This window comes from Bradyrhizobium genosp. P (assembly GCF_049949265.1).
Classification (GTDB): Bacteria; Pseudomonadota; Alphaproteobacteria; order Rhizobiales; family Xanthobacteraceae; genus Bradyrhizobium.
Genome location: NZ_CP188195.1, coordinates 9673883 through 9698488 on the forward strand (window position 1 = coordinate 9673883; position 24606 = coordinate 9698488).

At 64.5% G+C, this 24606-nt stretch carries 23 protein-coding genes and 1 pseudogene; 14 read left to right on the forward strand and 10 right to left on the reverse strand.

The window, feature by feature from the left end:
- Positions 1-39: 39 nt before the first annotated feature.
- The 5 genes from ACP2YO_RS46490 to ACP2YO_RS46510 all read left to right on the forward strand — a co-directional run bounded on the left by ACP2YO_RS46490 (position 40) and on the right by ACP2YO_RS46510 (position 4071).
- Entirely contained in the window at positions 40-225 is a 186-nt protein-coding gene (locus tag ACP2YO_RS46490) for a hypothetical protein (RefSeq protein WP_426437830.1), read from the forward strand.
- A 6-nt stretch (positions 226-231) separates the two neighbouring features.
- Positions 232-1023 carry a cysteine rich repeat-containing protein gene (locus ACP2YO_RS46495; RefSeq protein ID WP_426437831.1) on the forward strand — a complete coding sequence of 264 codons (792 nt, stop codon included), beginning with the start codon at positions 232-234 and terminating at the stop codon, positions 1021-1023.
- Positions 1024-1062: 39 nt separating this feature from the next.
- Entirely contained in the window at positions 1063-1245 is a 183-nt protein-coding gene (locus ACP2YO_RS46500; protein ID WP_426437832.1) for a hypothetical protein, read from the forward strand.
- Positions 1246-1333: 88 nt separating this feature from the next.
- A complete protein-coding gene (locus ACP2YO_RS46505; protein WP_426437833.1) occupies positions 1334-2464 on the forward strand; it encodes an FAD-dependent monooxygenase in 1131 nt (376 codons plus the stop codon).
- Positions 2461-4071, forward strand: coding sequence for a benzoate-CoA ligase family protein (locus ACP2YO_RS46510; RefSeq protein ID WP_426437834.1), 1611 nt, complete (start codon positions 2461-2463; stop codon positions 4069-4071). Before ACP2YO_RS46505 ends, ACP2YO_RS46510 begins: the two co-directional genes overlap by 4 nt.
- A gap of 336 nt (positions 4072-4407) precedes the next feature.
- Here the strand turns inward: ACP2YO_RS46510 and ACP2YO_RS46515 are convergent, their stop codons facing one another.
- Both ACP2YO_RS46515 and maiA read right to left on the reverse strand, forming a co-directional pair.
- Positions 4408-4920 (reverse strand): MarR family winged helix-turn-helix transcriptional regulator, encoded by a 513-nt coding sequence (locus ACP2YO_RS46515; protein ID WP_426437835.1) that lies wholly within the window; start codon positions 4918-4920, stop codon positions 4408-4410.
- Positions 4910-5542 (reverse strand): maleylacetoacetate isomerase, encoded by a 633-nt coding sequence (maiA, locus tag ACP2YO_RS46520; RefSeq protein WP_426437836.1) that lies wholly within the window; start codon positions 5540-5542, stop codon positions 4910-4912. The genes ACP2YO_RS46515 and maiA overlap by 11 nt, the downstream gene beginning before the upstream one ends.
- A 99-nt stretch (positions 5543-5641) precedes the next feature.
- On the opposite strand from maiA, the gene gtdA reads away from it, so the two are divergent.
- Both gtdA and ACP2YO_RS46530 read left to right on the forward strand, forming a co-directional pair.
- A complete protein-coding gene (gtdA, locus tag ACP2YO_RS46525; RefSeq protein WP_426437837.1) occupies positions 5642-6682 on the forward strand; it encodes a gentisate 1,2-dioxygenase in 1041 nt (346 codons plus the stop codon).
- 185 nt (positions 6683-6867) lie between these two features.
- Positions 6868-7908, forward strand: a complete 1041-nt coding sequence (locus ACP2YO_RS46530) for an IS110 family transposase (protein WP_426437609.1) — start codon at positions 6868-6870, stop codon at positions 7906-7908.
- A gap of 304 nt (positions 7909-8212) precedes the next feature.
- Here the strand turns inward: ACP2YO_RS46530 and ACP2YO_RS46535 are convergent, their stop codons facing one another.
- The 4 genes from ACP2YO_RS46535 to ACP2YO_RS46550 form a co-directional block, all read right to left on the reverse strand.
- Entirely contained in the window at positions 8213-9040 is an 828-nt protein-coding gene (locus ACP2YO_RS46535) for an ABC transporter permease (RefSeq protein WP_426443485.1), read from the reverse strand.
- A complete protein-coding gene (locus tag ACP2YO_RS46540) occupies positions 9033-9806 on the reverse strand; it encodes an ABC transporter ATP-binding protein (RefSeq protein ID WP_426437838.1) in 774 nt (257 codons plus the stop codon). Before ACP2YO_RS46540 ends, ACP2YO_RS46535 begins: the two co-directional genes overlap by 8 nt.
- Before the next feature lie 155 nt (positions 9807-9961).
- Entirely contained in the window at positions 9962-10966 is a 1005-nt protein-coding gene (locus tag ACP2YO_RS46545) for an ABC transporter substrate-binding protein (protein ID WP_426437839.1), read from the reverse strand.
- 51 nt (positions 10967-11017) lie between these two features.
- Positions 11018-12379 (reverse strand): FAD-dependent oxidoreductase, encoded by a 1362-nt coding sequence (locus tag ACP2YO_RS46550; protein WP_426437840.1) that lies wholly within the window; start codon positions 12377-12379, stop codon positions 11018-11020.
- 107 nt (positions 12380-12486) lie between these two features.
- On the opposite strand from ACP2YO_RS46550, the gene ACP2YO_RS46555 reads away from it, so the two are divergent.
- On the forward strand, positions 12487-13371 hold the full coding sequence (locus ACP2YO_RS46555; RefSeq protein ID WP_426437841.1) for a LysR family transcriptional regulator: 885 nt from the start codon (positions 12487-12489) through the stop codon (positions 13369-13371).
- A gap of 72 nt (positions 13372-13443) precedes the next feature.
- The gene (locus ACP2YO_RS46560) at positions 13444-13686 is read left to right on the forward strand and encodes a hypothetical protein (protein ID WP_426443486.1); all 243 of its coding nucleotides are present in this window, start codon (positions 13444-13446) and stop codon (positions 13684-13686) included.
- 16 nt (positions 13687-13702) lie between these two features.
- Here ACP2YO_RS46560 and ACP2YO_RS46565 read toward each other — a convergent pair whose 3' ends face one another.
- A complete protein-coding gene (locus ACP2YO_RS46565; RefSeq protein WP_426437842.1) occupies positions 13703-14500 on the reverse strand; it encodes an enoyl-CoA hydratase-related protein in 798 nt (265 codons plus the stop codon).
- A gap of 169 nt (positions 14501-14669) precedes the next feature.
- Between ACP2YO_RS46565 and ACP2YO_RS46570 the strand changes: the two are divergent.
- Both ACP2YO_RS46570 and ACP2YO_RS46575 read left to right on the forward strand, forming a co-directional pair.
- A pseudogene (locus ACP2YO_RS46570) lies at positions 14670-15643 on the forward strand (2-dehydropantoate 2-reductase).
- Positions 15644-15682: 39 nt separating this feature from the next.
- Positions 15683-16462: an SDR family oxidoreductase gene (locus tag ACP2YO_RS46575; protein WP_426437843.1), complete on the forward strand. Its 780-nt coding sequence runs from the start codon at positions 15683-15685 to the stop codon at positions 16460-16462.
- Positions 16463-16476: 14 nt separating this feature from the next.
- On the opposite strand, the gene ACP2YO_RS46580 is transcribed toward ACP2YO_RS46575, so the two are convergent.
- Positions 16477-17157 (reverse strand): alpha/beta family hydrolase, encoded by a 681-nt coding sequence (locus ACP2YO_RS46580; protein ID WP_426437844.1) that lies wholly within the window; start codon positions 17155-17157, stop codon positions 16477-16479.
- 239 nt (positions 17158-17396) lie between these two features.
- Between ACP2YO_RS46580 and ACP2YO_RS46585 the strand changes: the two genes are divergently transcribed.
- Positions 17397-19235 carry a di-heme-cytochrome C peroxidase gene (locus ACP2YO_RS46585; RefSeq protein ID WP_426437845.1) on the forward strand — a complete coding sequence of 613 codons (1839 nt, stop codon included), beginning with the start codon at positions 17397-17399 and terminating at the stop codon, positions 19233-19235.
- 23 nt (positions 19236-19258) lie between these two features.
- Here the strand turns inward: ACP2YO_RS46585 and ACP2YO_RS46590 are convergent, their stop codons facing one another.
- A complete protein-coding gene (locus ACP2YO_RS46590; protein WP_426437846.1) occupies positions 19259-20659 on the reverse strand; it encodes an FAD-binding oxidoreductase in 1401 nt (466 codons plus the stop codon).
- Positions 20660-20731: 72 nt separating this feature from the next.
- On the opposite strand from ACP2YO_RS46590, the gene ACP2YO_RS46595 reads away from it, so the two are divergent.
- On the forward strand, positions 20732-20893 hold the full coding sequence (locus tag ACP2YO_RS46595; protein ID WP_426437847.1) for a hypothetical protein: 162 nt from the start codon (positions 20732-20734) through the stop codon (positions 20891-20893).
- A gap of 39 nt (positions 20894-20932) precedes the next feature.
- Here the strand turns inward: ACP2YO_RS46595 and ACP2YO_RS46600 are convergent, their stop codons facing one another.
- Complete coding sequence (locus tag ACP2YO_RS46600) at positions 20933-22471, reverse strand: aspartate ammonia-lyase (protein ID WP_426437848.1); 1539 nt, start codon at positions 22469-22471, stop codon at positions 20933-20935.
- Between the two features lie 985 nt (positions 22472-23456).
- Between ACP2YO_RS46600 and ACP2YO_RS46605 the strand changes: the two genes are divergently transcribed.
- Complete coding sequence (locus ACP2YO_RS46605; protein ID WP_426437849.1) at positions 23457-24596, forward strand: FAD-dependent oxidoreductase; 1140 nt, start codon at positions 23457-23459, stop codon at positions 24594-24596.
- Positions 24597-24606 lie beyond the last annotated feature (10 nt).

A 24606-nucleotide genomic window follows, 5' to 3' on the forward strand; every position in this document is an offset into this window, starting at 1 on the left:
CGGTACGCGCGCATGCCTCATTCCAAGCCTCGATTCAGAATGCTCATCGTCAAAGACGTCGTATCGGGCGGAGACCAGCTTGATTCAATCCATAGCAACAATCTGCTTGCCGTGGAACTCGAAAGCGAAAATGATGTCGCGCGAAGGTTGCGACATCAAGACATTCTCGAAATCGAGTTCGGTTGGAGCGGCGGCTTCCCGCGACAACAAAGGAATAAGGAATAGAGTGAGATGATGAACACGTTGAGACGTGCGGCCGCGCTGTCGGCGTTGATCGCGCTGGCCGCCTTCGTAAACGCTGCGCCGGCTCTGGCGCAGGCACCGACCCAGGCACAGCGCGATGCCATCAAGTCGCAGTGCCGCAACGACTACATCGCGCATTGCTCCAACATTCCGCCTGGTGGTGCGGCCTCATTGCAATGCCTGCAAAAGAACATGGCGAGTCTCGCCCCGGGCTGCGCCGGCGCCGTGCGTGCCGTCGAAGCGCCGGCTGCGGAGTCCGCGCCGAAGGCCGACACCGCGCCAGCGAAGACGGAAGCAGCTCCCGCCACGGAGACGGCCAAACCCGCCGCAGAGGCCGCGGCGCCGAAGACGACGGCCAGGAAGCCGAGCGGCGCGCAGATCTCGGCGATCCGTAGCGCATGCCGGTCCGATTATCCCCGAGTTTGCGCAGGCGTACCCACCGGCGGCGCGCCGGCGCTGCAGTGCCTGGAGAAGAATAAGGCGAAGCTCTCGCCGGCCTGCGAGAAGGCGGTTGCCGCGGCGAGCGGCGGAGACGCAGCACCCGCTGCGACCGAAGCCGCCGCGCCGGCTGCGGCACCCGCGCCGCCTGTGATCGTGCTGCGGCCGATGCGGCCACGCGAAGAACTGTTCGTACTGCGCTCCGCCTGCGGCGGCGACGTCCGCTCGATCTGCGGTGGCGTGCAGCCCGGCGGCGGCCGGATCATCCAATGTCTGGCGACCAATGCCGGCTCGCTCTCGCCGGCGTGCCGCGACGTGCTGGGGTCGTTTGCGGCGCAATAGGCTTGATTGCACCGACGATGTGACTGAAGGAAGCGACCGATGCTGCGTATCATCCTGGCTGCCGCGCTGCTTGGCGCATCAAGTGCCTGCATGGGCGACTACCAGAAATATTGCAAGGACGTGACGCCCGGCGGCGGCCGCATCATCGCCTGCCTGTCCAAAGAGAGCGACAGGCTGACGCCGGCCTGCAAGAAGATCCTGGCGGAATCCGAGAAGAAGTAACGGCGCACATTTTCCCTCTGGCGTTCCCGCCGGAGGCGGATTAGTGTGACCGAAATAGTAAGTACACTGTCAATCTGGGAGGCAGACGTTGCGGATCGCCGTGATCGGCGGAGGGCCCGGCGGGCTCTATTTCGCCTATCTCTGGAAGAGGCGTCACCCGGACGCCGACATCGACCTGTTCGAACAGAACGCCGCGGGCGCCACCTGGGGCTTCGGCGTGGTGTTCTCCGAGCAGGCGCTGGAGTTCCTGCGCGCCGATGACCCCGAGACAGTCGATGCCATCGCGCCACAGATGGAGAGCTGGAAAAACATCACGCTCAATTTGCGCGGTGAAAGCGTCGAGATCGACGGCGTCGGCTTCGCCTCGATCGGCCGGCTGGCGCTGCTGACGCTCCTGCAAGCGCGCGTGCGCAGCACCGGCGTCATACCGCGCTTCGACACCATTGTGCAGTCGGTCGATCAGCTCGCGGGCTATCACCTGATCGTCGCCGCCGACGGGCTGAACTCGATGGTCCGCCGCGATTTCGAGACCGCGTTCCACGCCTCGGTGTCGTATTCGACCAACAAATTTTCCTGGTACGGCACCACCAAAAGCTTCGCGACGCTGTCGCAGACCTTCGTCGCAACCGAGCGCGGCAGCTTCAACGCCCATCATTACCGCTATGCCAAGGACATGAGCACCTTCCTGGTCGAGTGCGATGCGGCGACTTGGGCCGCTTACGGCTTCGCCGACAGGAGCATCGAGGAGTCGCAGGCAATTTGCGAGACGGTGTTCGCCGCGACGCTCGACGGCCATAGGCTGATCTCGAACAAGTCGCTGTGGCGCAATTTCCCGTGGATCTGGAACGAGCGCTGGTCGCACGGCAACATGGTGCTGATCGGCGACGCCCTGCATTCGGCGCATTTCTCGATCGGCTCGGGCACGCGGCTGGCGATCGAGGATGCGATCGCGCTGACCAAGGCGCTTGAGGCGGAGCCAGGCATTCCGGCGGCGCTCGCCCGCTACGAGAGCGAGCGTAAGCCGATCGTGAAGAAGCTCGTCACCGCCGCACGCACCAGCGCCGACTGGTACGAGCATTTCCCTGCGCACATGAAGCTCGATCTGATGGATTTCGCCTACAGCTACATCACCCGCTCCGGCCGGATCGACCATGCGCGGCTGCGCGCGATGTCGCCGGCCTTCATGGCCCGCTATGAAGCGGCAAAGGGAAAGTCATGACCGAGATCGCCGACCAGGTCCCGCCGGAGACTTCAGGCTCGCGCGAGATCGGCTTTGCGATTCCTGAACGCTACAATGCAAGCCGGATCCTGTTCGACAATCTCACCAATGGAAACGCCGATCGCATCGCGCTGACCGGCCCGGCCGGCACGCGCAGCTATCGCGAGCTGTGCGCCGAGGCGGCGCGGTGGGGCCACGGCTTCCAGTCCCTCGGGCTGAAGCGCGGCGACCGCATCCTGCTGTTCCTCGACGACACCCCGGCCTATCCGGCGGCGTTCTTTGGTGCGGTGCGTGCGGGCTTCGTGCCGTTGCTGATCAACACGCTGACGGCGCCGGACCTGCTGCAATTCTATCTATCGGATGCCAGCGCACAGGCGGCCGTCGCCGACGCCGAATTCTGTTCGCGCTTCAACGCCGAGGCCTGCAAGGACACGCCGCTGCACACGCTGATCGTGGTCAACGGCCCGACCGGTGATCACGCGGAAGCCGATGCGTACGTCGCAGACGAATGGCTGAAAGCCTTCGCCGACGAACTGCCGGAGGCCGATACACATCGCAACGAGATGGCGTTCTGGATGTATTCGTCGGGATCGACCGGACGCCCCAAGGGCATCGTGCATCTGCAGCACGACATGGCCTACAGCGAGCAGGCGTTTGCCCGCAGCGTGCTGAAGCTGACACCAGACGACATCTGCTTCTCGGTGCCGAAGATCTTCTTCGCCTATGGCTTCGGTAATTCGATCACGTTTCCCTTTTCAGTCGGCGCCGCCACGCTGCTGTTGCCGGGCCAGCCGAAGCCGGCGGCGATCTTTGCCGCGATCGCGCAATATCGCCCAACCGTGTTCTTCGGCCTGCCGACCCTCTACATCTCGCTGACCAAGGCCGGAGGCGCCGATGCCACCGACTTCTCCTCGCTGCGGATGGCGGTTTCGGCGGCGGAAGTGCTGTCGGCGGAGGTCTTCAACGGCTGGAAGCAGCTCGCCGGACTCGAGATCATCGAAGGCCTCGGCTCGACCGAGGTGTTGCACATCTATCTCTGCAACCGTCCGGACCACAAGAAGCTCGGCGCCGCCGGACTTCGTGTGCCCGGCTACGAGATCATGCTGCGCGACAGCGACGGCCGCGAGGTCGGCGACAATGAGGAAGGCATCCTGTGGGTGCGCGGCGATTCCGCGACGCCGCTGTATTGGAACCGGCCGGACAAGACCGCCGAGACCGTGCGCGAGGAGGGCTGGATCTATACTGGCGACCGCTTCGTGCGCGACGGCGACGGCTTCCACTTCTTCCGTGGCCGCGCCGACGATTTGATCAAGATCTCCGGCCAGTGGGTCTATCCGCTGGAGGTCGAGCTCTGCCTCGCCGATCACCCCGATGTCCGCGAATGCGCCGTCTACGCCGCCGAGCTGCCCGACCGCCGCATGACGCTGAAGGCCGTGGTGGTAATGAACCGCGACGGCTTCGACAGCGGCGAAGCGACGCGGCAGTTGCAGGATTACGTCAAGGCAAAGCTGCTGCCGTACAAATATCCGCGCGAGGTGAAGTTCATCGATGAACTGCCGAAGACGGGCACCGGGAAGATCGATCGGCAGGCGGTGATGCGGATGTGAGCCGCCACAGTCTCAGTGTCGTCCTGGTGTCGAACGGGAGCACATGTCGATCATCTCGCCCGGGGCCACCCCTCTCCCCAACCCTGCCCCGCAAGGGGGGGGAGGGAGCCTGACCAGGGTGCTCTCCTCACGTATGCGTACTCATCTTGCGGATAGCTGATTCGCGCCACTCGAGGCCTACCGATGTAAGGGACGCGCCGATGAACGGGTTCCCTCCCCCCTTGCGGGGGAGGGTCAGGGAGAGGGGTACCGCACGGCGTGCTCTATCAGTATGAATCATCGACAATCAACGGCGCCTGTTGTTATCCCGCGCTGGCGCCGTGGCGAGCCGCCCCATCAGCCCGATTTCCCGAGATGTTCGAGCGCGTCCTCGGCGCGCAGCGGGACGCGCGAGGCTTCGTTGTTGAGATCGACCAACTGGGTGAGCAGCGCCAGCAGTGTCTTGCGGTCGGCCGGCTTCAGCGGCTGCAACATCCGCGCCTGCGCCTTGTCGACCGAGGGCATGATGCTATCGAGCACGGCGGCTCCGGCCTTGGTGAGGTAGAGCAGCTTGACGCGCCTGTCCTCGAGCGTCGGCCTGCGCACGATGAACTCCTTGGCCTCCAGCCGTTCGATCACGTTGCCGAGCGTCGAACGGTCGAACGCGATCACCGCCGAGAGCCGCGTGGCGTCGATGCCGGGATGGGTCGAGATCGCGACCAGCGCTGCGTACTGCACCGGCGTCAGGTCGAACGCCTTGCATTCCTCGACGAACAGCGCGACGGCGATCTGCTGCATGCGCCGGAACAGATAGCCGGGCGCGGTGTAGACCGCGTCCATCGTCACTGATGATGGCTTGCTACTCGGCATCGGGCTGCTGGTCCGGGGCGGCATCGGCGAATGCCTTCACCGCCTTGGCGGCCGTTTCGGCCTTGATCAGGCGCGGATAGGCCGAGACGTCGACGCCGAAGCGCCGCGCATTGGCGAGCTGCGGCACGAGACAAAGATCGGCGAGCGTCGGCGCATCGCCGAAGCAGAACGGCCCGGCCTCTTCAGCGATCAGCGTTTCGCAAGCCGACAGCCCCTCGCGATTGGCCCAGGCCGCCCATTCCGTCACCTTCTCTTCGGGCAAACCGAGCTGACGCAGCCGCGCCAACACCTTCAGGTTCTGTACCGGATGGGTGTCGCAGGCGATCGCCTGCGCGAACGCCCTCACCTTGGCACGACGCATCGGATCGTCAGGCAGCAGCGGCGGAACTGGATTGATTTCATCGAGCCATTCGATGATCGCGAGCGACTGGGTGAGGATCGCCCCGGCATCGTTCTCCAATGTCGGCACCAGCCCCTGGGGATTGATCGCGAGGTAGGCCGGCGCACATTGTTCGCCCTTGCGAAGGTGATGCGGCAGATGCTCTGGCGTGAGGCCCTTCAGATTGAGCGCGATCCGGACCCGGTAGGACGCGCTGCTGCGGAAATAGCCATGCAGCTTCATCGGAACCTCCCTGCAATTTTCTCGTTCGGCTGGTTGGGTGACGTTGACGCTATCCATATTGTCAGTATGCTGTCAATCTCAACTAACGGGAGGCTAGCCATGGAAGCCGTGCAGAAGACCCCGGAGCGCGAGGCGTTCTACCAGAAGATCGACGGCGAAAACCTTTCGGCGCTGTGGAACGTGATGAACGACCTCATCACGCCGGAGCCGAGAAGCGCCTGCCGTCCGCATCTGTGGAAATTCGACCAGATCCGCGACTACATGAACGAGGCAGGCCGACTGATCACGGCCAAGGAAGCCGAGCGCCGCGTGCTGGTGCTGGAGAATCCGGGCCTGCGCGGCCAGTCGAAGATCACGACCTCGCTGTTCGCCGGCGTGCAGATGGTGGTGCCGGGCGACATCGCGCCGGCCCATCGCCATGCCCAATCGGCGTTGCGCTTCGTGCTTGAGGGCAAGGGCGCCTTCACCGCCGTCGACGGCGAGCGCACCGCGATGTCGCCGGGCGACTTCATCATCACGCCGTCGATGACCTGGCACGACCATTCCAACGAGACCAACGAGCCGATGTTCTGGCTCGACGGGCTCGACATCCCGATGGTGCAATTCTTCGATTGCTCCTTCGCGGAAGGCGCCAAGGAGGACCAGCAGCAAATCTCGCGGCCGGCGGGCGACAGTTTTGCGCGCTACGGCCACAATCTGCTGCCGATCGACCAGAAGCGGACGTCGAAGACCTCGCCGATCTTCAACTACCCCTACGACCACACCCGCGAGGCGTTGGAGCAGGCCAAGGCGAGCAATGAATGGGACGCCTGCCACGGCCTGAAGCTGAAATTCTCCAACCCGGAGACCGGCGACTTCGCGATGCCGACCATCGGCACCTTCATCCAGCTGCTGCCGAAGGGCTTCAAGACCGCGCGCTATCGTTCCACCGACGCCACCGTGTTCGCCGCGATCGAAGGCCGGGGCCGCACCAGGGTCGGCGACGAGACCTTCGAGTGGGGGCCGCGCGATCTGTTCGTGGTGCCGAGCTGGCGCTGGGTCACCCATGAAGCCGACGCTGACTCCGTGCTGTTCTCCTTCTCCGACCGCGCGGTGCAGCAGAAGCTCGATCTGTTCCGCGAAGACAGAGGGAATGCGTGACACCCGTCGTCCCGGGCAAGCGCAGCGCGACCCGGGACCCATAACCACAGGGTGTGGTTATTAGAGATGCTGGAGCCCCAGCCCGTTCCAACAACGACGCCCTGTGGTTGATGGTGTGGACGGCCCCCTACGGCATCAGTGTGCCAGAATGAGGTTGTTGCAAATCTCAGACAAGGGAGCCGTCCGTGAGAGAGATTATCCGCATTGGAATGGATACGTCGAAGTATATTTTTGTGCTGCATGGGGTTGATGCGGCGGAACAGCCTGTGTTGCGCAAGAAGCTTGCGCGCAAGCAGGTGCTGGAGTTCTTCGCCAAGTTGCCGCCGACCGTGATCGGGATGGAGGCCTGCGGGGCCTCGCACCATTGGGCACGGGAGCTTCGCAAGCTGGGCCACGAGGTGAAGTTGATGGCGCCGCAATTGGTGAAGCCCTATGTGTCGCGGAACAAGAACGACGGTCGGGATGCGGAGGCGCTGTGTGAAGCGATGAGCCGGCCGAGCATGCGGTTCGCGCCGGTCAAGACGGTCGAGCAGCAGGCCGCGCTGATGCTGACGGGTGTCCGCGCTGGATTGATCGCCCGGCGCACCCAGCTCGGCAATATGATCCGCGGCCATGCGGCGGAGTTTGGCCTGATCGGGGCCCAAGGGACCGACAAGATCGAGCCGCTGCTGGCGCGGATTGCGCAGGACGAGACGCTTCCTGCCCTGGCACGCGAGCTGTTTACGGTGCTGGGCCGCGACTACACCAGACTCGTGGGCGAGCTGCAGGAGATCGAAGCCAGATTGATGGCCTGGCACCGCTCCGACGCCGTGGGCCGGCGTCTGGCGCAGATCCCTTCTGTCGGGCCGATCGTTGCAACGACGCTCGTGATGAAGACACCCGATCCCCATGCTTTCCGCTCCGGCCGTCACTTCGCAGCCTGGCTCGGCCTCACCCCCCAGGATCACTCCACCGCCGGCAAAACCAGGCTTGGCAAGATCACGCGGGCGGGCGACGAGGACCTGCGCCGCCTGCTGGTGATCGGGGCAACGGCGGTCATCCAGCAGGCCAGACGCGGGCGCGGCCATCACTCGCGCTGGCTGTTGGCACTGATCAAGCGCAAGCCACCGAAGCTTGCCGCCGTGGCGCTCGCCAACAAGGTGGCCCGCATCGCCTGGAAGCTGATGGCGACCGGCGAGAGTTATGACGCCGCACGGATCAATGCCACCGCGGCAGTCGCCGTCTAACAGATTGGCCGGCTGGCGGGCTCGCTCGTCAGCCGACCCGGAGCTGCAGGAGCAGATGGAGCGATCGATCGAGCAACGATGCGAGACAGTCCGTGGGACCCATCGGCCGTCAACAGGCCGCGTGGTTGTTTGGAACTCGCATCGCGCAAACCATCTTGGCCAGCGATCCATCCGATCGCACTCAAAAGGCCGGACATATGGATGCAAGCGATCCGATCCGCTCAAAAAGCTCTTGTGCCACGGGGGCCGTCCACATATGGGTCCCGGCTTTCGCAGGGACGACGTCGTTGTTACGGCGACCAAATCACCGCCAGTGCAGCAGCTTCACCTCGAGCAGGTTGATCAGCCTGCCGACGGCAAGCCCGAACAGCGACAGGATCACGACGCCGGCAAGCAGCTGATCGGTCTGCATGAGGTTGCCGGCCTGCAGCACGAAGGCGCCGATGCCGTATTGCGCGCCAATCATCTCGGCGCTGACGACGAGCAGCAACGCGACCGACGCGGTGATGCGGAAACCGGCGAGGATCGAGGGCAGCGCGCCCGGCCAGATCACGCGGCGCACGATGGCGTGGAACGGTACGTTGAAACTCTGCGCCATCCGGATCAGATTGCGCGGCACCGCATCGACGCCGCTATAGACCGAGATCGCGGTCGAGAAGAACACGCCGAGCGCAATGGTCGCGATCTTCGGCTCCTCGCCGATCCCGAGCCACAGGATCAGCAGCGGCAACAGCGCGATCTTCGGGATCGGAAACAGCGCCGAGATGAAGGTGATGCCGACGCCGCGCGCCATGGTCGACAGCCCGATCGCAAAGCCCACGGTGATGCCGGCGATCGTGCCGATGATCCAGCCCGTGCCGATCCGCATGATCGACCATGAGAGGTGCTGCCACAGCGCGCCTGACATCGCGAGCCGGTAGATCGCGACCGCAATCGCCGACGGCGCCGGCAGGAACAGTGGATTGACCCAGCCGGTGCTACCCGCGAGTTGCCAGACCACGATGACGAGCGCGAGCGCGATCCAGCCCGCATAGCGGCTGCCTGCCGGCGTGAAGCCGCCGCCGCGAAACGCGACCGGCCGCGGCGCTTCGGTGGATGGCTGCTTCGTCTCAGGCGCCGCGCGGTCAAGCATGCTGAACCTCGCGCTCGGCATCGATCGCCTCCTTGCGGATCAGCGACCACAGCTCGCTTTGCAGTGCGGCCAGCCGGCCTCGCGCATCCGCAGCCCCGCGCTCGGCGCGCGTCATCGGTATCTCGACGATCTCCTGGATGCGGCCCGGGCGGCGCGACAGCACCACGATGCGGTCGGCGAGCCGGATCGCTTCCTCGAGATTATGCGTGACGTAGACCGCGCCCATCGCGCCGTCGGCGAGCAGGCGGACGAAATCCTCCATCAGGAGCTCGCGGGTCTGCGAGTCCAGCGCCGACAGCGGCTCGTCCATCAAGAGGATCGCGGGCCGCACCGCGAGCGCGCGCGCAATGCCGACGCGCTGGCGCATGCCGCCGGAGAGTTGCTTTGGATAGGTCGCGCGAAAATCCGTCAGGCCGGTGCGGCGTAGCGCATCGTCGATCACGGCGCGGCGTTCGGCAACGCTCAAGTTCGTATGCAGCAGCGGGAATGCGACGTTCTGCTCCACCGTACTCCAGGGCAGCAATGCAAAATCCTGGAACACAAAGGTCAGCGGATTGAGGCTGCCGGCCGGCGGCGCGCCGCGCAATTCGGCGACGCCCGCGGCTGGCCGCAGCAAACCGCCGAGAATCGACAGCAGCGTGCTCTTGCCGCAGCCGGACGGACCGACGATCGCGACGACCTCGCCGGCGGCGACCTGGAACGAGACATCGTCGAGCACGTCGAGTACGTCGAAGCGATGGCTGATATGGTCGGCGATCAGGTCCATCTAGCGCCCCAATATCAAACCCGTCATCCTGAGGTGCGAGCGGAGCGAGCCTCGAAGGATGAACGGCCATGCTGCATCCGGGCCGTCGATCCTTCGAGACGCCGCTGCGCGGCTCCTCAGGATGACGGTGAAGGAGTTTTGAGCGTGGCTCGACATCAATCCGCCTTCACATAATCCTTGGCGATGATCGCATTCGCATCAAAGCCCTTGTCGACGAAACCCTGCTCCTGGAGCCACTTGATCTGGTTGTCGACGTTCTTCACGTCCAGCTTGCCGTCGGGATCGATATAGGCGCAATTGCCGACCACCTGCTCGACGGGCAGGTTGGTGTATTTGGCGATGATCTCGAGCAGCGGTTTTGTCGTCTCGTCGATCGGGGCCTTGCCGTCCTTGACGGCGGTGAGGATCACGTCGTGATATTCGCGATCTGCACGAGCGAGCGCAGCGAGCAACTTGGTCACCAGCGGCGCGTCGGTCAGCGTCTTCGGCGAGGCGAATACGGCACCTAGCTGCCACGGCGTCTCGTCGCCGACCCAGCCCAGAAGCTTCGCGCCGTTGGAATCCATCAGCGTCCGCGCCGTCGAGACCGGCAGCAGCGCCGCATCCACGGTTTCGCCCTTCAGGGCCGCCGCCGCATTCGACAGTGACTGCAACGGCACGACCCTGACGTCGGACAGCTTGAAACCGTATTTGTCGGCGAGCAGACCGAGCGAATAGTGGAAGCTGGAGCCGACCTGGGTCACCGCGACGCGCTTGCCCGCGAGATCTTTCGGCGTCTTGAGCCCGGCGGCGTACGCGTTGTTGCTGGCGAAATAGCCGATCAGCGGATAGCCGGCCTTCTCGCGGCTCATGCCGCCGATCACCTTCAGCGTGCCCTTGCCAGCGAGATTATAGAGGCCGGCGGTGAATGCGGTGATGCCGACATCGATATCGCCGGACGTCGTTGCGACTGCGATCGGCTGCGCCGCGTCGAAGAATTTCAGCTCGACATCGAGGCCGGCGTCGCGGAAGTAGCCCTTGTCCTGCGCAATGAACACCGGTGCCGAGGAGGACAGGCGCAGCACGCCGATTTTCGCCTTCAGCAGACCATCGGCCCGCGCGACACCACTCCCTGCCAGCGCCAGCAGAGCCGCCACCGCAAGCCGCGCCCAACCTTTCATTGCCTTCCCTCCGCCTCAATGCCATCCGCCACAAACGGACGCGCGCGAATCTTAAAGTCCCGCAGGAACTGCCTGATGACGGCTGATGAAAGCACCCTGCTCGCCAAGCTGTTGTTGCAACTTTTCGACGGAAATGTCGCGTGGAATCGTATTGCCCGACAGCGCCAGCGCAGCCGCGGTTCCCGCCGCCTCGCCCATCACGAAACAGGCACCCGACACACGCGCAGCCGATTGCCCCTCATGGGTCATCGAGGCGCAGCGGCCAGCCATCAAGAGATTGTCAACGCCCTCTGGCACCAGCATGCGGTACGGCAATTCATTGTAGCCGCGCGAATCCGGGATCGGCGGAAACTCGAAGATGACGTCGCCCGCAACATGGGATTCCTTCGGCCAGCCATTGACGCCGATCGAGTCTTCGAACGAGGCGCAGCCGAGCACGTCCTCGCCGGACAGCATGTAGCCGCCGATCACCCGCCGGGTCTCGCGGATGCCGAGCTGCGGCGGCAAATCGACGATGTAGGAATTTTCGAAGCCGGGCACCGTGCGCAGGAACGCAAAGGCCTCGACCGCCTGGCGGCGGCCCTCGATCTCGCCACGCGTCATGTCGTCGGGGTCGATGCCGGAGATCGCGCCGCCATCAGGGCGCGCAAGCTGGGTGAAGTTCACCCGCCATTCGATCTGCGATTTCTGCGGCCGCACGATCGCAGACTTGCGTGGAAATGTGTGGGTGCCGGCGGCCTCGGCCTCTGCCATCAGCGCCGGGATGGTGCGCCACGCATCGCGCGCCCTCGCCGGATCGATGCCATTGAGGCGGAACATCATCGAGGGGTAGAGCATGCCGCCGGCATTGTCGCCGACTTCATAGGGCGCACCGGCCCACACCGCGAGATCGCCGTCGCCGGAGCAATCGATGAAGATGCTGGCCAGTACCGCCTGCCGGCCGGCCTTGGTCTCCACCATCAGTGCGCGGATGCGCGAACCATCCATCACGACGCTGGCGCCGAGCGCGTGGAAAAGGATGCCGACCTTGTGATGCGCCAGCAGACCGTCGGCCGCGATCTTGTAGGCCGCGGTGTCATAGGCCTGCGCGAGGATCTTGCCGAGGATCAAATGCGGCGCATTCAGGCCGCCGAGCCGGTCGATCCGCGCCAGCAGGTCGGAAGCGATGCCCTGCACCACCCGGTGCATCTCGCCGAAGACGTTGGCGTGCAGCCCGCAAAAGTTCGTCACCCCCGCCGCGGTGCCCATGCCTCCGAGGAAGCCGTAGCGCTCGATCAACAGCGTCCGTTGTCCAGCGCGGGCCGCGGCCACAGCCGCGGTGATGCCGGCCGGCCCGCCGCCCAGCACGACCACATCATATTCGCCGTAGACGGGGACCTGCCGCGCAGGTTCTTCGATCTTGCTCGCTACCATTCGAGATTTCCGCCCTGAACAAGTTGATTGAGCCAACTATGAATTGATGCAAATTGGAGTACAATCCACCAAATTATGTAATCAGCTTTCTCGAATCGAGAAAGATCATGGACACGCTGATCAACCTCGAGGCTTTCCTCGCCACCGCCGACGCCGGCGGCTTTTCCGCTGCCGCGCGAAAACTCAACGTCGCGACGTCGGTGGTCGCCAAGCGCGTCACCCAACTCGAGGAGCGGATCGGGACCGCGCTGTTTCACCGTTCGACCCGCCAGTTGCGGCTGACCGAGGCCGGACAACAATATGTGCACCGTGCGCGCGGCGTCGTCGCTGACGTCGGCGATCTGCTGTCGCGGATGGGCGAGAAGGATCGCGACCTCACCGATCATTTGCGCGTCAAGGCGCCGACGTCGCTGACCGTCGCGCGGCTCGCCGATGCCTTCACCGCGTTCCAGACGCAGAACCCGAGCGTGAAGCTCGATATCGTGATGATCGACCGCCCGGTCGATCCGGTCACGGAAGGATTCGACATCGCGATCGGTGCCTTCCCGCATTCCTTTGGCGGCGTCGTCGATGAGCCGCTATGCCGGCTACCGCGGCTGGTGTGCGCATCGCCCGCCTATCTCAAGACGCATGGCACGCCGAAGCATCCGCGCGATCTGGTCGATCATCGCTGCCTCAGCTTCCTGCCGACCGGGCCGGAATGGCCGTTCGAGGGACCGCGCGGCCGCATCGATATCCAGGTACGCCCGTATCTCTCTTCGAATGAGGGCCGCGTGCTGACGCAAAGCGCGATCGCCGGCAACGGCATCACGCTGATCTCGCATTATCTCGTCGAGGATGCACTGCGCGACGGCATGTTGCGGCCGGTGCTTAAGGAGTTTCCAATCCCGGAACTCTGGGTGAAGGCCGCCGTTCCCGAACGCCGCATTGATGCCGCCGCGGTGCAGGCGCTGCTGAAGGCGCTGAAAAGGTCTCTGTCGCAATCGCTGTGACGCGAAGCTGATCTTGCTCGTGCCGTGCGGACCTGAGACAACAGCGCGAAAGGACGGCCCGATTTGAAACTCGTGATAGCTTCGCTTGGTCTCATCGTCGCCACGCCAGCGATGGCGATCGAGCAGTGCCGCTTCATGCAGGCGAAGGCAGAACGGGAAGTCTGCTACCACCGCCAGGAGGACGAGCTAGCGGCTCGCCGCAAGCCCGAACCTGCGCCATCCGCCGAATCAAAGACGTTCGAATCGCTGCAGCAGATGCGCCGCGACGACGAAGAGGTCTACCGCAGCATGCACGGCATCTGCCGCGGCTGTTGAGCCGGTGCTGCAAGACCTACGCCTTGCCACCCCACCGGCCTGCGCGCTTCTCGGCAAAGGATGCCAGCCCTTCAGCCGCTTCGGCGGTCTGCCGCTTGGCTGAGTGGAGGCGGACGAGGCGCGCGTAGGCGTCATCGTCGATCGCCATGCCGCCAAACGAGCTTTCCATCGCGAGCCGTTTAGTCTCGGCCAGCGCATCCGGTGCATTCGCTAGCAACTGCTCCACGACCTTGGCGCCGGCACTCTCGAGCTCAGCCAGCGGCACCACCTCGTGCGCGAGACCGATGCGGTGCGCGTCCTCGGCGCCAAAGCGCTCGCCGGTCAGCGCGTAGCGCCGCACCTGCCGCACGCCGATGGCGTCGCAGAGCTGCGGGATGATGATCGCCGCCGTCAGCCCCCACCGCACCTCCGTGATCGAGAACAGCGCGTTGTCGGCCGCGATCACCACATCGCAGGCCGCGATCACGCCGGTGCCGCCGCCGAAGCAACCACCCTGCACCAGCGCGACGGTGGGAATCGGAAGGGTGTTGAGACGCTGCACGGCTTCGAAGGTCGCCCGCGACGCCGCCTCGTTTTCATCGGCAGATTGCGGCCGTACGCTGTTGATCCATTTCAGGTCGGCACCGGCCTGGAAATGCTTGCCGTTACCCTTGAGCACGACGACGCGCAGCGGCTTGGTCGAGAGTTCGTCGATCGCCGTGAGCACGCCCTGGATCAGCGCGTCGTCATAGGCATTGTTGACCTCCGGGCGGTTCAGCGTGACGGTTGCGACCCCGCGCTCATCAAGGCTCCACAGGACTGGGCTGGCGGGCATGGACGTTTCTCCCCTCGTTCGACATCTTGTAGCGGCACTATGGCGGAGAGCATGTGGGGCGATCCATCACTTTCGAGCGTGTCGGGCCGCGCCACGCGCATGACCGGTTGCGGGAGACAGCGCGCTCGTGGAAACTGGCGCGACACTTTCCAGGGAGTTCGTTCCATCCATGCGGATTTGCATTTTCGGCGCGGGCGCCGTCGGGAGCCATTTTGCGGTCCGGCTGGCGCGTGCCGGACACGACGTGGCCTGCGTGATGCGCGGGCCGCATCTCGACGCGGTCAAGGCTGATGGCCTGACGCTCAAGGTCGGCGACACCAGCATCACGGAAAGGGTGAAGGCATCTGCCGATCCAGCCGATCTCGGGCCACAGGACGTCGTGATCAGCACGCTGAAGGCCACCGGCATCGCTGCGCTTGCAAGCGGCCTCGCGCCGCTCCTGGACGACGACACAGCAATCATGTTCGCGCAGAACGGCATTCCCTGGTGGTATGATCTCGGCCTGCCGCCGCATCATCCTGCCATTCCCGGCCTTGATTTCCTCGATCCCGGCGGCCGCTTGCGCGCGGCGGTGCCGAAGCAGCGGATCATCGGCGGCGTGATCTTCTCCTCCAATGAGGTGATCGCGCCCGGCGTCGTGGCGAACCTCTCGCCCGAGCGCAACCGCCTCCTGATCGGCGAATGCGACGATCGCCAGAGCAGGCGCATCGCAAGGCTTCGCAACGCGCTCAACGAAGCCGCGATCGAATCGCCCGAGGTGACGGAGATCCGCGAGACGATCTGGTCGAAGCTGCTCACCAACATGTCGATGTCGGTGCTGTGCCTGTTGACCGGACTGACCGCGCGTGCGGTCCGCGACGCCCCGGCGATGCAGGAGGTGATCCCGCGCCTGCTCGAGGAGCCAACGCAATTGCGACGCGTTATATCCCGGAGGTCAAGCGCGTCACCCGCTCGGGGGCGGCGCCTGACCACAAGCCGTCGATCCTGCAGGATTATGAGCTCGGCCGCGCCATGGAGATCGACGTGCTGGTCCGCGCGCCAGCAGCGTTTGCCCGCGCCGCCGGTCTCGCCACCCCGATGCTCGACCTGATGGCCGCGCTCGCGGTCCAGAAGGCCCGTGACAAGGGGCTCTATCAGGGCTGACAATACGTAAAGCAACGATAACAAGCAGGACATCGAACCATGCAAGTCAAGGACAAGGTCTGCGTCGTCACCGGCGGCGCGAGCGGCATCGGCGAAGCGGTGGCACGGACCTATGCCGAGGCCGGCGCGCGCGGCGTCGTGGTGGCCGACCTCAAGACCTCGCGCGACCGGCTCGCCAGCGTCGCCGGCGACATCGACGCCCTTGCGGTGACTGCCGATGTCGGGCTGGAAGAGGACATCAAGGCGCTGATCGCCGCCGCCGAGGACAAATACGGCCCGGTCGACATTTTTTTCTCCAATGCCGGGTTGTCGCGCAAGGGACAGGAGACCGCGTCGGACGCCGACTGGGACGTGAGCTGGCGGGTGCATGTGATGAGCCATGTGTTCGCGGCGCGCGCGCTGGTGCCAGGCATGCTCGCGCGCGGCTCGGGCTACCTCCTCAACACCGCATCGGCCGCGGGACTATTGGCCTCGCTGAACTCGATGCCTTACGGCGTCACCAAGAACGCCGCGGTCGCGCTCGCCGAACATCTCGCCATCCAGTACGGCGATCGCGGCATCCGGGTTTCCGTACTCTGTCCGCAATCGGTGCAGACCGGCATGACCCTGCCGGGCCCGAGCGCCGCACGCGTCGATGGCGTGCTGCAGGCCGGTGAGGTCGCGCGCATGGTGATCGAGGCGATGGACGAGGAACGCTTCCTCATCCTCTCGCATCCAAAAGTGCAGGACTATTTGCAGCGCAAGGCCGCCAATCGCGACCGCTGGCTCTCCGGCATGCGCCGGCTGCGCGACAGGGTCTATGGCGGTGCGTCGTCGTGACAATTTCAACCGGGCTACGAAATCCTCGTGACCCACGCAGCGAAGGCATCGAGTATTTCGGCCATCACCTCGTGGTCGTTGCGGCCGGAGCGCTTGAGCACGTGGAAGGAATGGTCGGCCTCGTCGACCAGATGCAGCGTCGCCCGCGGCCCCAGCCCCTTGACCACGGGCTCCAGCAGATCGAGTTCCGCCAGCGCGTCGCGCGTGCCCTGAAGGAACAGCATCGGAATCTTGATCTCGCCGAGATGGTTTGCCCGCTCGCTCGATGGCTTGCCGGCGGAGTGCAGGGGAAAGCCGAGGAACACCAGGCCGCGCACATCCGCGAGCGGCGCCTTCGCCTGGGCCTGCGAGGTCATGCGCCCGCCGAACGACTTGCCGCCGGCAAACAGCGGCAGATCGCCGCAACGACGCACCGCTTCCGCCACCGCCGACCGTGCCGTAGCCTGCGCGATAACAGGCGGATCGGGCCGCTTGCTGCCTTTCTCCATGTAGGGGAACTGATAACGCAGCGTCGCAATACCGCGTTCGGCAAGGCCCACCGCAATCGTCTCCATCGACGCATGCGTCATGCCGGCACCCGCGCCATGGGCAAACACATACGCCGCCCGCGCCCGTGCCGGACGCAACAGCAGGGCGGACACCGCATTGCTGTCCGAGACTGAGATCGTGAGTTGTTGTGCGCCGGTGGCGTTCAAACGGAGGCCTCGCGAAAGACTGGCCGTTTATAGGTTTCCGTCGCCATGCGCGCAAATGCCACTGCCGCCGGTTGCGAAACGTGAGCTGGCTCACAGCCGATCAACATTTCCTTTGTTAGACCATGAGCTGCCACTGTAGGCTGGCATACGGCCTGATACACGCCAGACGCGAATCTGTTTCGGCGATTTTTAATACTTCGCGAATATGACGCGCGGTGACCGCGAATCGGGGGACGGGCATGCGTCGCAAGGCGATCGTTATCATCGGGCTGTTGATTGCCGCAGGCGTCTTCTACTTCAAGGACGATCTGAAATTCCTCGCAGAAAGCTTCCAGGTCAAGGCGGTGGACTATCAGCCGCCGGCGAAGACGGTGTGGCTGGACCAGAAGGTCAGCGCCGAGCGGCTGAGCTGGTTCTACCACGCCGATCAGGGTACCCGGACCTTCCTCATCCCTCATGAATGGTTCATGGTGCTGGAGCAGCCGACCATCCCGTGGCTGCTGTTCACCGCCGCGCCGCGCCTGAGCGACATCAATTACCTCGGCCGCTTCGGCTTCATTCCGGATACCGTGATCCCCGGCAAGCCCGATCCGCTGCCGATCGGATTCGCGCGTGGCACCGCGATGCTGGATGCGAACGGCGCGCCCTGGCGCAACCCGCGCGGCGAGACCGACATGACCGGGATCGGGCTGACCTGCGCGGCCTGTCACACCGGAAGCTTCACCTATCGCGGCACCGAGGTCGTGATCGACGGCGGGCCCGCCAACACCAATCTGTTCGAATTCCAGAACACGGTCGGCCTGTCGCTGCTGATGACACGGTTCTGGCCGGGCCGCTTCTCCCGCTTCGCCGACGAGATCCTCGGCAAGGACGCCAGCCCCGACGACCAGATGGCGTTGCGCGGCCAGCTCGATCTGGTGCTGAAGCAATACGACACAATCAATAATCTTGAGCACAAGGTCGCCGCCAACAGCGTCGAGGAAGGTTACGCACGGCTCGACGCGCTCAACCGGATCGGCAACCAGGTGTTCTCGATCGACCTGAACAACCCGAACAATTACGCCTCGCATTTGGCGCCGGTGCATTTCCCGCGGATCTGGAACGCGCCGTGGTTCAGCTGGGTGCAATATGACGGCTCGATCATGCAGCCGATGGTGCGCAATGCCGGCGAGTCGCTCGGCGTCAGTGCCGATCTCAACCTGCTCGATAAGTCCAAGGGCCTGTTCACGTCGAGTGCGCGGATCGATGTGCTCCACGACATGGAGCAGATGATCGCAGGCGACCCGCCGAGCGAGGACAAGGGCTTTGGCGGCCTGGCGTCGCCGAAATGGCCGGAGAACATCCTGCCGCCGATCAACATGGATCTCGCGAAGCAGGGCGGTGATCTTTACAAGACGCACTGTCAAGGCTGCCATGGTCCGGCGATCGACAGCAAGGCGCTGCCAGCGAGCGAAGGTTTTGCGCTGTTCAAGGACAAGAAGCGATGGATCCAGAACGACGCCGGCCAGCCGCTGCTCGACGTCGAGTTGATTCCAATCAGCCAGATCGGCACCGACAGCGCGCAGGCCGATGGCCTTGCGACGCGCACGGTCGAGACGCCGGCCGATCTTCAGATCAAGGACAACGACTTCGGATTTGCGCTGGGTGACCTGGTCGAGAAGACCATCGACACCTGGTACGACCAGAACAACGTCCCTGCCGCGGACCGCAACCGGATCAACGGCTACCGGCCCAACGAGATCCAGGCGCCGCGCGCCTACAAGGTCCGCCCGCTCAACGGCATCTGGGCGACGCCGCCCTATTTGCACAACGGCTCGGTGCCGACCATCTACGCGCTGCTGTCGCCGGTAAAGGATCGGCCGCCGCAGTTCTGGCTCGGCAGCCGGGAGTATGACGCCAAGGATCTCGGCTACGTCTCGAATGTCAGCATCAAGAACGGCTTCCTGCTCGACACCACCAAGCAAGGCAACAGGAATACCGGGCACGAATTCTCCAACGAGAAGGGTCAAGGCGTGATCGGGCCGGAGCTGACGCCAGACCAGCGGCGTGCGCTGATCGAGTTCATCAAGACGCTGTAGGTCCTCCTCAATCCCACCGAGCCTCATGCCACGGGAACACTCAACGGCACGCTCTGGGCGTGGTGGAACAGATCGTCGGGATCGTATTGCTGTTTCACCGCGACCAGGCGGGCGAGGTTGCCGCCCCAATAGGCGGTCGCGTAGTCGGCAAGGTCGAGGTCGCAGTAGTTGACATAGGACGCGCCTGGCACGAACGGCCGCATGGCGGCATAGACCTTGGCGACATCAGCGATATGCGTCGCGGTGTCGGCGGCGTGGCTCCAGCTCGAGAAATACTGGATGCAGAATTGCGTGCCGGCGCGACGGGGAAACGCGGTCGCATCGGGGGCGACGTCGGCGATCTTGCCGCCATAGGAATCGCACAGCAGCGCAATTGCGCCCGGCGCGAGCGGCGCTACCGCCGCCATCATCGCGGCGATGCCGCTGGTGGGAAGCGGCGTCAGTACGTAGTCCGACTTCGCCTTCATCAGGATCGACTCGTAATCGAGCCCCCCGGCGAAGTGCTTGATGGCATCGAGGAAGCCGAGCGACTGTATCGTCAGCGCCGACGACGGCGGCTGCAGCGAGGTCAGCCCCTTCAGCTCGCTGCGCAGCGCGCTCTCGCTGCCGACCGATTGGCCGATGCAGCGCATGCTGATCAGGCCATTCCCCGCCGGCCCGACCTTCATGATCGAGGTGATGTCCGACGGCGCGTTCGGCGCCCAGCTTTGCCAAGCCTCAAACAATTGCGCGGCATGCGCCCGCGACAATTTCCAGGACACGCCGAACACCAGCGCGGTCTTCAGCGGGAAGACGCTGATCTTGAACTCGGTCACGATGCCGAAACTGCCGCCGCCGCCGCCGCGGCAGGCCCAATAGAGATCGGGCTCCGAGGTGGCATTGGCCTGCAGCGCCCTCGCCTGCGCATCGACGATCGTGGCCTGTTGCAGGCCGTCGCAGGTCAGCCCGTGCGAGCGCGCCAGCAGCCCATGACCGCCGCCCGTGAGGTGACCCGAGATTCCGACGGTCGGACAGCTGCCCGCCTGCACCGCCAGGCCTTGGGCCGCGAGCGCGGAATACAGCTCGAACAGCGACACGCCGGAGCCTGCGGTCACGACCTTCGAGGCCTTGTCGACGGTGATCTGCTGCAATCCGCGCACGTCGATCGCGACGTCTGATGATTGCGAGAGGCCCTCATAGGAATGCCCGCCACAGCGCACGGCGAAGTTCAGGCCGTTGCTGCGCACCCAATCGACCATCACCGCAACGGCATGTTCGGTCTTGCAGACCGCGCGCAGCGCCGGAGCCAGTTGCGTCAGTCTGTTGGCAGCCGGAAGGAAGTCGGCGTAGTGCGGATCCTGCGGCCGCAGGAACTGGACGTCGCTGGCCGGCAGATTGGGCAAGGGCGGCAGCGGCGTTGCAGCCGCCGGGGCGAACGCGGGCATCGCCGCTGTCGATTGGGGCGAGGAAGGCGAAAGCTCGTCGACTCGTTGTGGATGTTCCATGGGAATGCCTCGTTGCGCAATACGCGCATTTTGACACAGAACAACCTGAGATTAAACGCACGTTTCCGCTATCGGTTCGTCGTCATGGCCGGGCTTGTCCCGGCCATCCACGTCTTTGCAGCCAAGACGTCGATGCCCGGCACAAGGCCGGGCATGACGGGTTGGGTCAAATGATCGCATCTATCGCGCGCACTCTACATCACCCTCCCGTCCTCACCCCTTCGGCGGCGGAGGCTGGCGGCGCGCCGGGCGCGTCATCGCTTCCAGTTCGAGCAGCTCGTTGAGCTGATCCTCGGTCAACAGCTTCTCTTCCAGTACGATCTCGGCGACCGAGCGGTTTTCCTTCAGCGCGCGACGTGCGACGCGGGAGCTCGCTTCATAGCCGAGCGACGGCGCCAGCGCGGTGATCAGGCCGATCGAGCCCTGCACCAGGCTGCGGCAGCGCTCGCGGTCGGCCTCGATGCCCTCGACGCAGCGCTTGGTCAGCGTATCGATCGCCGCCGTCAGCATCCGAAGCGAGCTCAGCACGCAATAGCCGATGGTCGGCTCGAAGGCGTTGAGCTGGAGCTGGCCGCCCTCGGCGCACATCGTCACCGTGAGATCTTGTCCGATCACGAGAAAGGCAACCTGGTTGACCACTTCGGGGATCACCGGATTGACCTTGCCGGGCATGATCGAGGAGCCGGCCTGCACCGCGGGCAACCTGATCTCGCCGATGCCGGTGCGCGGCCCCGACGACAGCAGGCGCAGATCGTTGCAGATCTTCGACAGCTTGACGGCGACGCGCTTCAGCACACCGGAGAACAGCACGAAGGCGCCCATGTCGGAGGTCGCCTCGATCAGGTTCGAGGCCAGTGCCATCGGCTGGCCCGACAGCCGTGACAGTTCCTCGACCGCGAGCGCGGCGTAGCGCGGGTCGGCATTGATGCCGGTGCCGATCGCGGTCGCACCGAGATTGATCTCGCGGAACAGCGCCGAGATTTCGTTGAGTCGCGCGACGTCTTCCTTCACCGTGGCGTGGAAGGCATCGAACTCCTGGCCGAGCGTCATCGGCACCGCATCCTGAAGCTGGGTGCGGCCCATCTTCAACACATCGGCGAACTCGACCGCCTTGCCCTTGAACGCATAGGCGAGATCGCCGAGCGCGCGCACCAGCGGCTGGGTCGCGAAGATCACCGCGAGCCGCAACGCGGTCGGGTAGGCGTCGTTGGTCGACTGCGCCATGTTGACGTCGTCGTTCGGATGCAGCGCGTGATAGTCGCCCGGCTTCCGGCCCATCTGCAGCAAGGCGACATTGGCGATCACCTCGTTGGCATTCATGTTGGTCGAGGTGCCGGCGCCGCCCTGGATCGCGTCGACCACGAAGGATTCCGCATAGACCTTGTCGGTCGCGATCGCCGTGCAAGCCTTGTCGATCGCGTCGGCCTTCTCAGGCGAGAGATAGCCGAGCCGCTTGTTGGCGCGGGCCGCGGCCTGTTTCACCAGCGCCAGCGCGCGGACGAAATCCGGGAAATGGCCGACCGGCACGCCGGTGATCGGAAAGTTCACCACCGCACGCTTGGTGTGAATGCCCCACAGCGCATTGGCGGGCACCTCGTCCTCGCCGAGCAGGTCGTGCTCGGTGCGGGACTGCGCCTGCTCGATCGGCACGGTGCGGACGGTCGCGACCGCAAGTTCGCTGGGGCCACTGCTCTCGCCGGACGGCGGCGCGGCGCCTGCATTGTTTGCGGTATCAACCTTGGAATCGGTCATCAGTAACCTCCGTGCACCTTGCAGAATGTCGTCATCGTTGACGCCCGACATGATGCGCCGGGCGGGCGTCGAAAGCCAATGCCTGCCGACAAAATCTTATCCAGACTGGTCAACGGAAATCGGGATTCGTGGCGGCCTTTTGCCACAGCGCAGCAGTTTCGAAGAATTGCCTTATCCTCGGCGATAACAACGGCTTATCGTCATTGCGAGGAGCTTGCGACAAAATTGCAAGGCAATTTGCGCTGAAGCGACGAAGCAATCCATCGCTCCGCGTATGCGGGCCGATGGATTGCTTCGCTTTCGCTCGCAATGACGCAAGAAATGCGTTCGTGTTCTCGCGACATGACTTGTCCGAGTCTTGCATTTCGTTTGCCCTCTCTCTTGGTAGAGGGCGCAGGGAAAGCTGGGTGCCGATTGCACCCATGGGCCCGGTGCAACAGAAAGCACCGGGGTAGGACCACAGGTGTAACCGGAAACAACCCGGCTTTCCCTGCGCGATGGGTTACGGCTTATACGTGCTCTCCCCGGTGAGACTGGGCTCTTTTGTCACCGTCGTCAGCAGAGAGATTTCCCCTCTGCTGATGAGACACCTGCCACCAGGGCGTCAGGCCTGCACGACTTCGCCGTCCGCTGTCTGCCACGATCGTCCATCGTGACATCGGCGTCCACCGCATCCCACCGCAACACTCGTGACGACCGCGACGCGCCCCTCAATCGGGTGAGACGGGTGGATTCATACACTGAGTTGCGCTTCTGATAAAACGAAATATTTTTGCTGCGAGGGCTTGTCACGTCGGGCAAATCAGTGGCATGGGGCCTCGCTCGATCCTCTCTTCATTCCGGGGCGAGCGAAGCGCAAGCTATGACGCGCGATTGGGCATGCGCCTCCGTCACGATCTCCCGCAGCATGGTCACGCGCGGCCTTCCATTCAGCGGAAACCAGGGCAAGACTGTCCGCGTTATCGACCGGATCGGAGGAGCCGCCATGCGAAAGTGCGATGTCGCCGTGATAGGCCTCGGCCTCATGGGAAGCGCGGCCCTCGATGCCTTGCTCAACTCCGGCGTTGATGCGCTGGGTTTCGACCCTGTCGGCCCGGGCGCGAGTCGAGGCTCGTCGCACGGCTCCTGCCGGGTATTTCGTCGCTTCAATTTCGAGAACCCCAATTACACCGCGCTGAGCGACGAGGCTTATGCCGGCTGGATTCGGCTCCAGAACGACCACGGGAAAACCATTCTCACATCGACCCCGGTTCTCGAGGCCGGCCTGCCCGGCTCGAAGATGGTGGCGGCTTCGCGCGCCGCGGCCATCATGAAAGGCCATCCAGACCCCGTTTTGACTCCAGCCGAGGCGAACCGGAGATTTCCCGCTTTTGACCTGCCCGACGATTGGGACGTGGTCGTCCAGGACGGTGGCGCCATACTGAAGACTGAAGTGGTCATGCAAATCATGCGCGCGCGAGCCGGCGACCGCATCATCGCGCAATCGGCGCAGTTCGAGCCACGCCATGACGGCGTGTCAATCCGGACGGCCAACAACGAATTTTTTGCCGAACGCGCCATCCTGGCTCTCGGTCCGTGGCTCGGTCGCGCGCTGCCGAAGCTCGGCACGCTGCTCCGGGTGACCCGCCAGGCGGTTGGCTGGTTCAGACCCGCCAGGCCGGAAATGGTGGAGCTCGACCGCTTCCCGATTTTCCTTCTCGAGCGCGGCCCCAACGATGTCGTCTATGGCTTTCCGAATTTTGAGGCGCGCGGCGTGAAGGCGGCGCCTCACAATCACGGTCCGGCGGTCGGCCCCGACGATTGGGATCCACCGGCGACCGAAGGCGAACTGGGCTCGGTCAGTGAAGCCTTGGCCGCGCTGGTGCCGGGCGCTGCCGGACCGATCGTCGATCGCGATGTCTGCCTCTACACAAACACTCTCGCTGCCGATCGCCGGCCGGATCAGGGCGAGGAGTTCATTATCGATCGATGGCCGGATTCCCGGCTGGTCGTCTGCTCGGCCTGCTCCGGACATGGTGCGAAGTTCGCTCCGGCCATCGGGCACAGGCTCGCGCGCCTGGCGACGGATCCGACCTTCGAAGCCGAACCCTTTTTCCGCCTGTCGCGCTATTCGGCCTTCGACTGACCGCCGCGAC

Excerpts from the sequence above, each read along its gene's own strand:
- gtdA (WP_426437837.1), top strand. The coding sequence starts at position 5,642 with ATGGAAGCCGTGCAGAAGACCCCGGAGCGCGAGGCGTTCTACCAGAAG.
- ACP2YO_RS46600 (WP_426437848.1), bottom strand. The coding sequence starts at position 22,471 with ATGACCGATTCCAAGGTTGATACCGCAAACAATGCAGGCGCCGCGCCG.
- ACP2YO_RS46605 (WP_426437849.1), top strand. The coding sequence starts at position 23,457 with ATGCGAAAGTGCGATGTCGCCGTGATAGGCCTCGGCCTCATGGGAAGC.
- ACP2YO_RS46490 (WP_426437830.1), top strand. The coding sequence starts at position 40 with ATGCTCATCGTCAAAGACGTCGTATCGGGCGGAGACCAGCTTGATTCA.
- ACP2YO_RS46515 (WP_426437835.1), bottom strand. The coding sequence starts at position 4,920 with ATGCCGAGTAGCAAGCCATCATCAGTGACGATGGACGCGGTCTACACC.
- ACP2YO_RS46500 (WP_426437832.1), top strand. The coding sequence starts at position 1,063 with ATGCTGCGTATCATCCTGGCTGCCGCGCTGCTTGGCGCATCAAGTGCC.
- ACP2YO_RS46495 (WP_426437831.1), top strand. The coding sequence starts at position 232 with ATGATGAACACGTTGAGACGTGCGGCCGCGCTGTCGGCGTTGATCGCG.
- ACP2YO_RS46545 (WP_426437839.1), bottom strand. The coding sequence starts at position 10,966 with ATGAAAGGTTGGGCGCGGCTTGCGGTGGCGGCTCTGCTGGCGCTGGCA.
- ACP2YO_RS46550 (WP_426437840.1), bottom strand. The coding sequence starts at position 12,379 with ATGGTAGCGAGCAAGATCGAAGAACCTGCGCGGCAGGTCCCCGTCTAC.
- ACP2YO_RS46575 (WP_426437843.1), top strand. The coding sequence starts at position 15,683 with ATGCAAGTCAAGGACAAGGTCTGCGTCGTCACCGGCGGCGCGAGCGGC.
- ACP2YO_RS46540 (WP_426437838.1), bottom strand. The coding sequence starts at position 9,806 with ATGGACCTGATCGCCGACCATATCAGCCATCGCTTCGACGTACTCGAC.
- ACP2YO_RS46565 (WP_426437842.1), bottom strand. The coding sequence starts at position 14,500 with ATGCCCGCCAGCCCAGTCCTGTGGAGCCTTGATGAGCGCGGGGTCGCA.
- ACP2YO_RS46590 (WP_426437846.1), bottom strand. The coding sequence starts at position 20,659 with ATGCCCGCGTTCGCCCCGGCGGCTGCAACGCCGCTGCCGCCCTTGCCC.
- ACP2YO_RS46510 (WP_426437834.1), top strand. The coding sequence starts at position 2,461 with ATGACCGAGATCGCCGACCAGGTCCCGCCGGAGACTTCAGGCTCGCGC.
- ACP2YO_RS46535 (WP_426443485.1), bottom strand. The coding sequence starts at position 9,040 with ATGCTTGACCGCGCGGCGCCTGAGACGAAGCAGCCATCCACCGAAGCG.
- ACP2YO_RS46555 (WP_426437841.1), top strand. The coding sequence starts at position 12,487 with ATGGACACGCTGATCAACCTCGAGGCTTTCCTCGCCACCGCCGACGCC.
- ACP2YO_RS46585 (WP_426437845.1), top strand. The coding sequence starts at position 17,397 with ATGCGTCGCAAGGCGATCGTTATCATCGGGCTGTTGATTGCCGCAGGC.
- maiA (WP_426437836.1), bottom strand. The coding sequence starts at position 5,542 with ATGAAGCTGCATGGCTATTTCCGCAGCAGCGCGTCCTACCGGGTCCGG.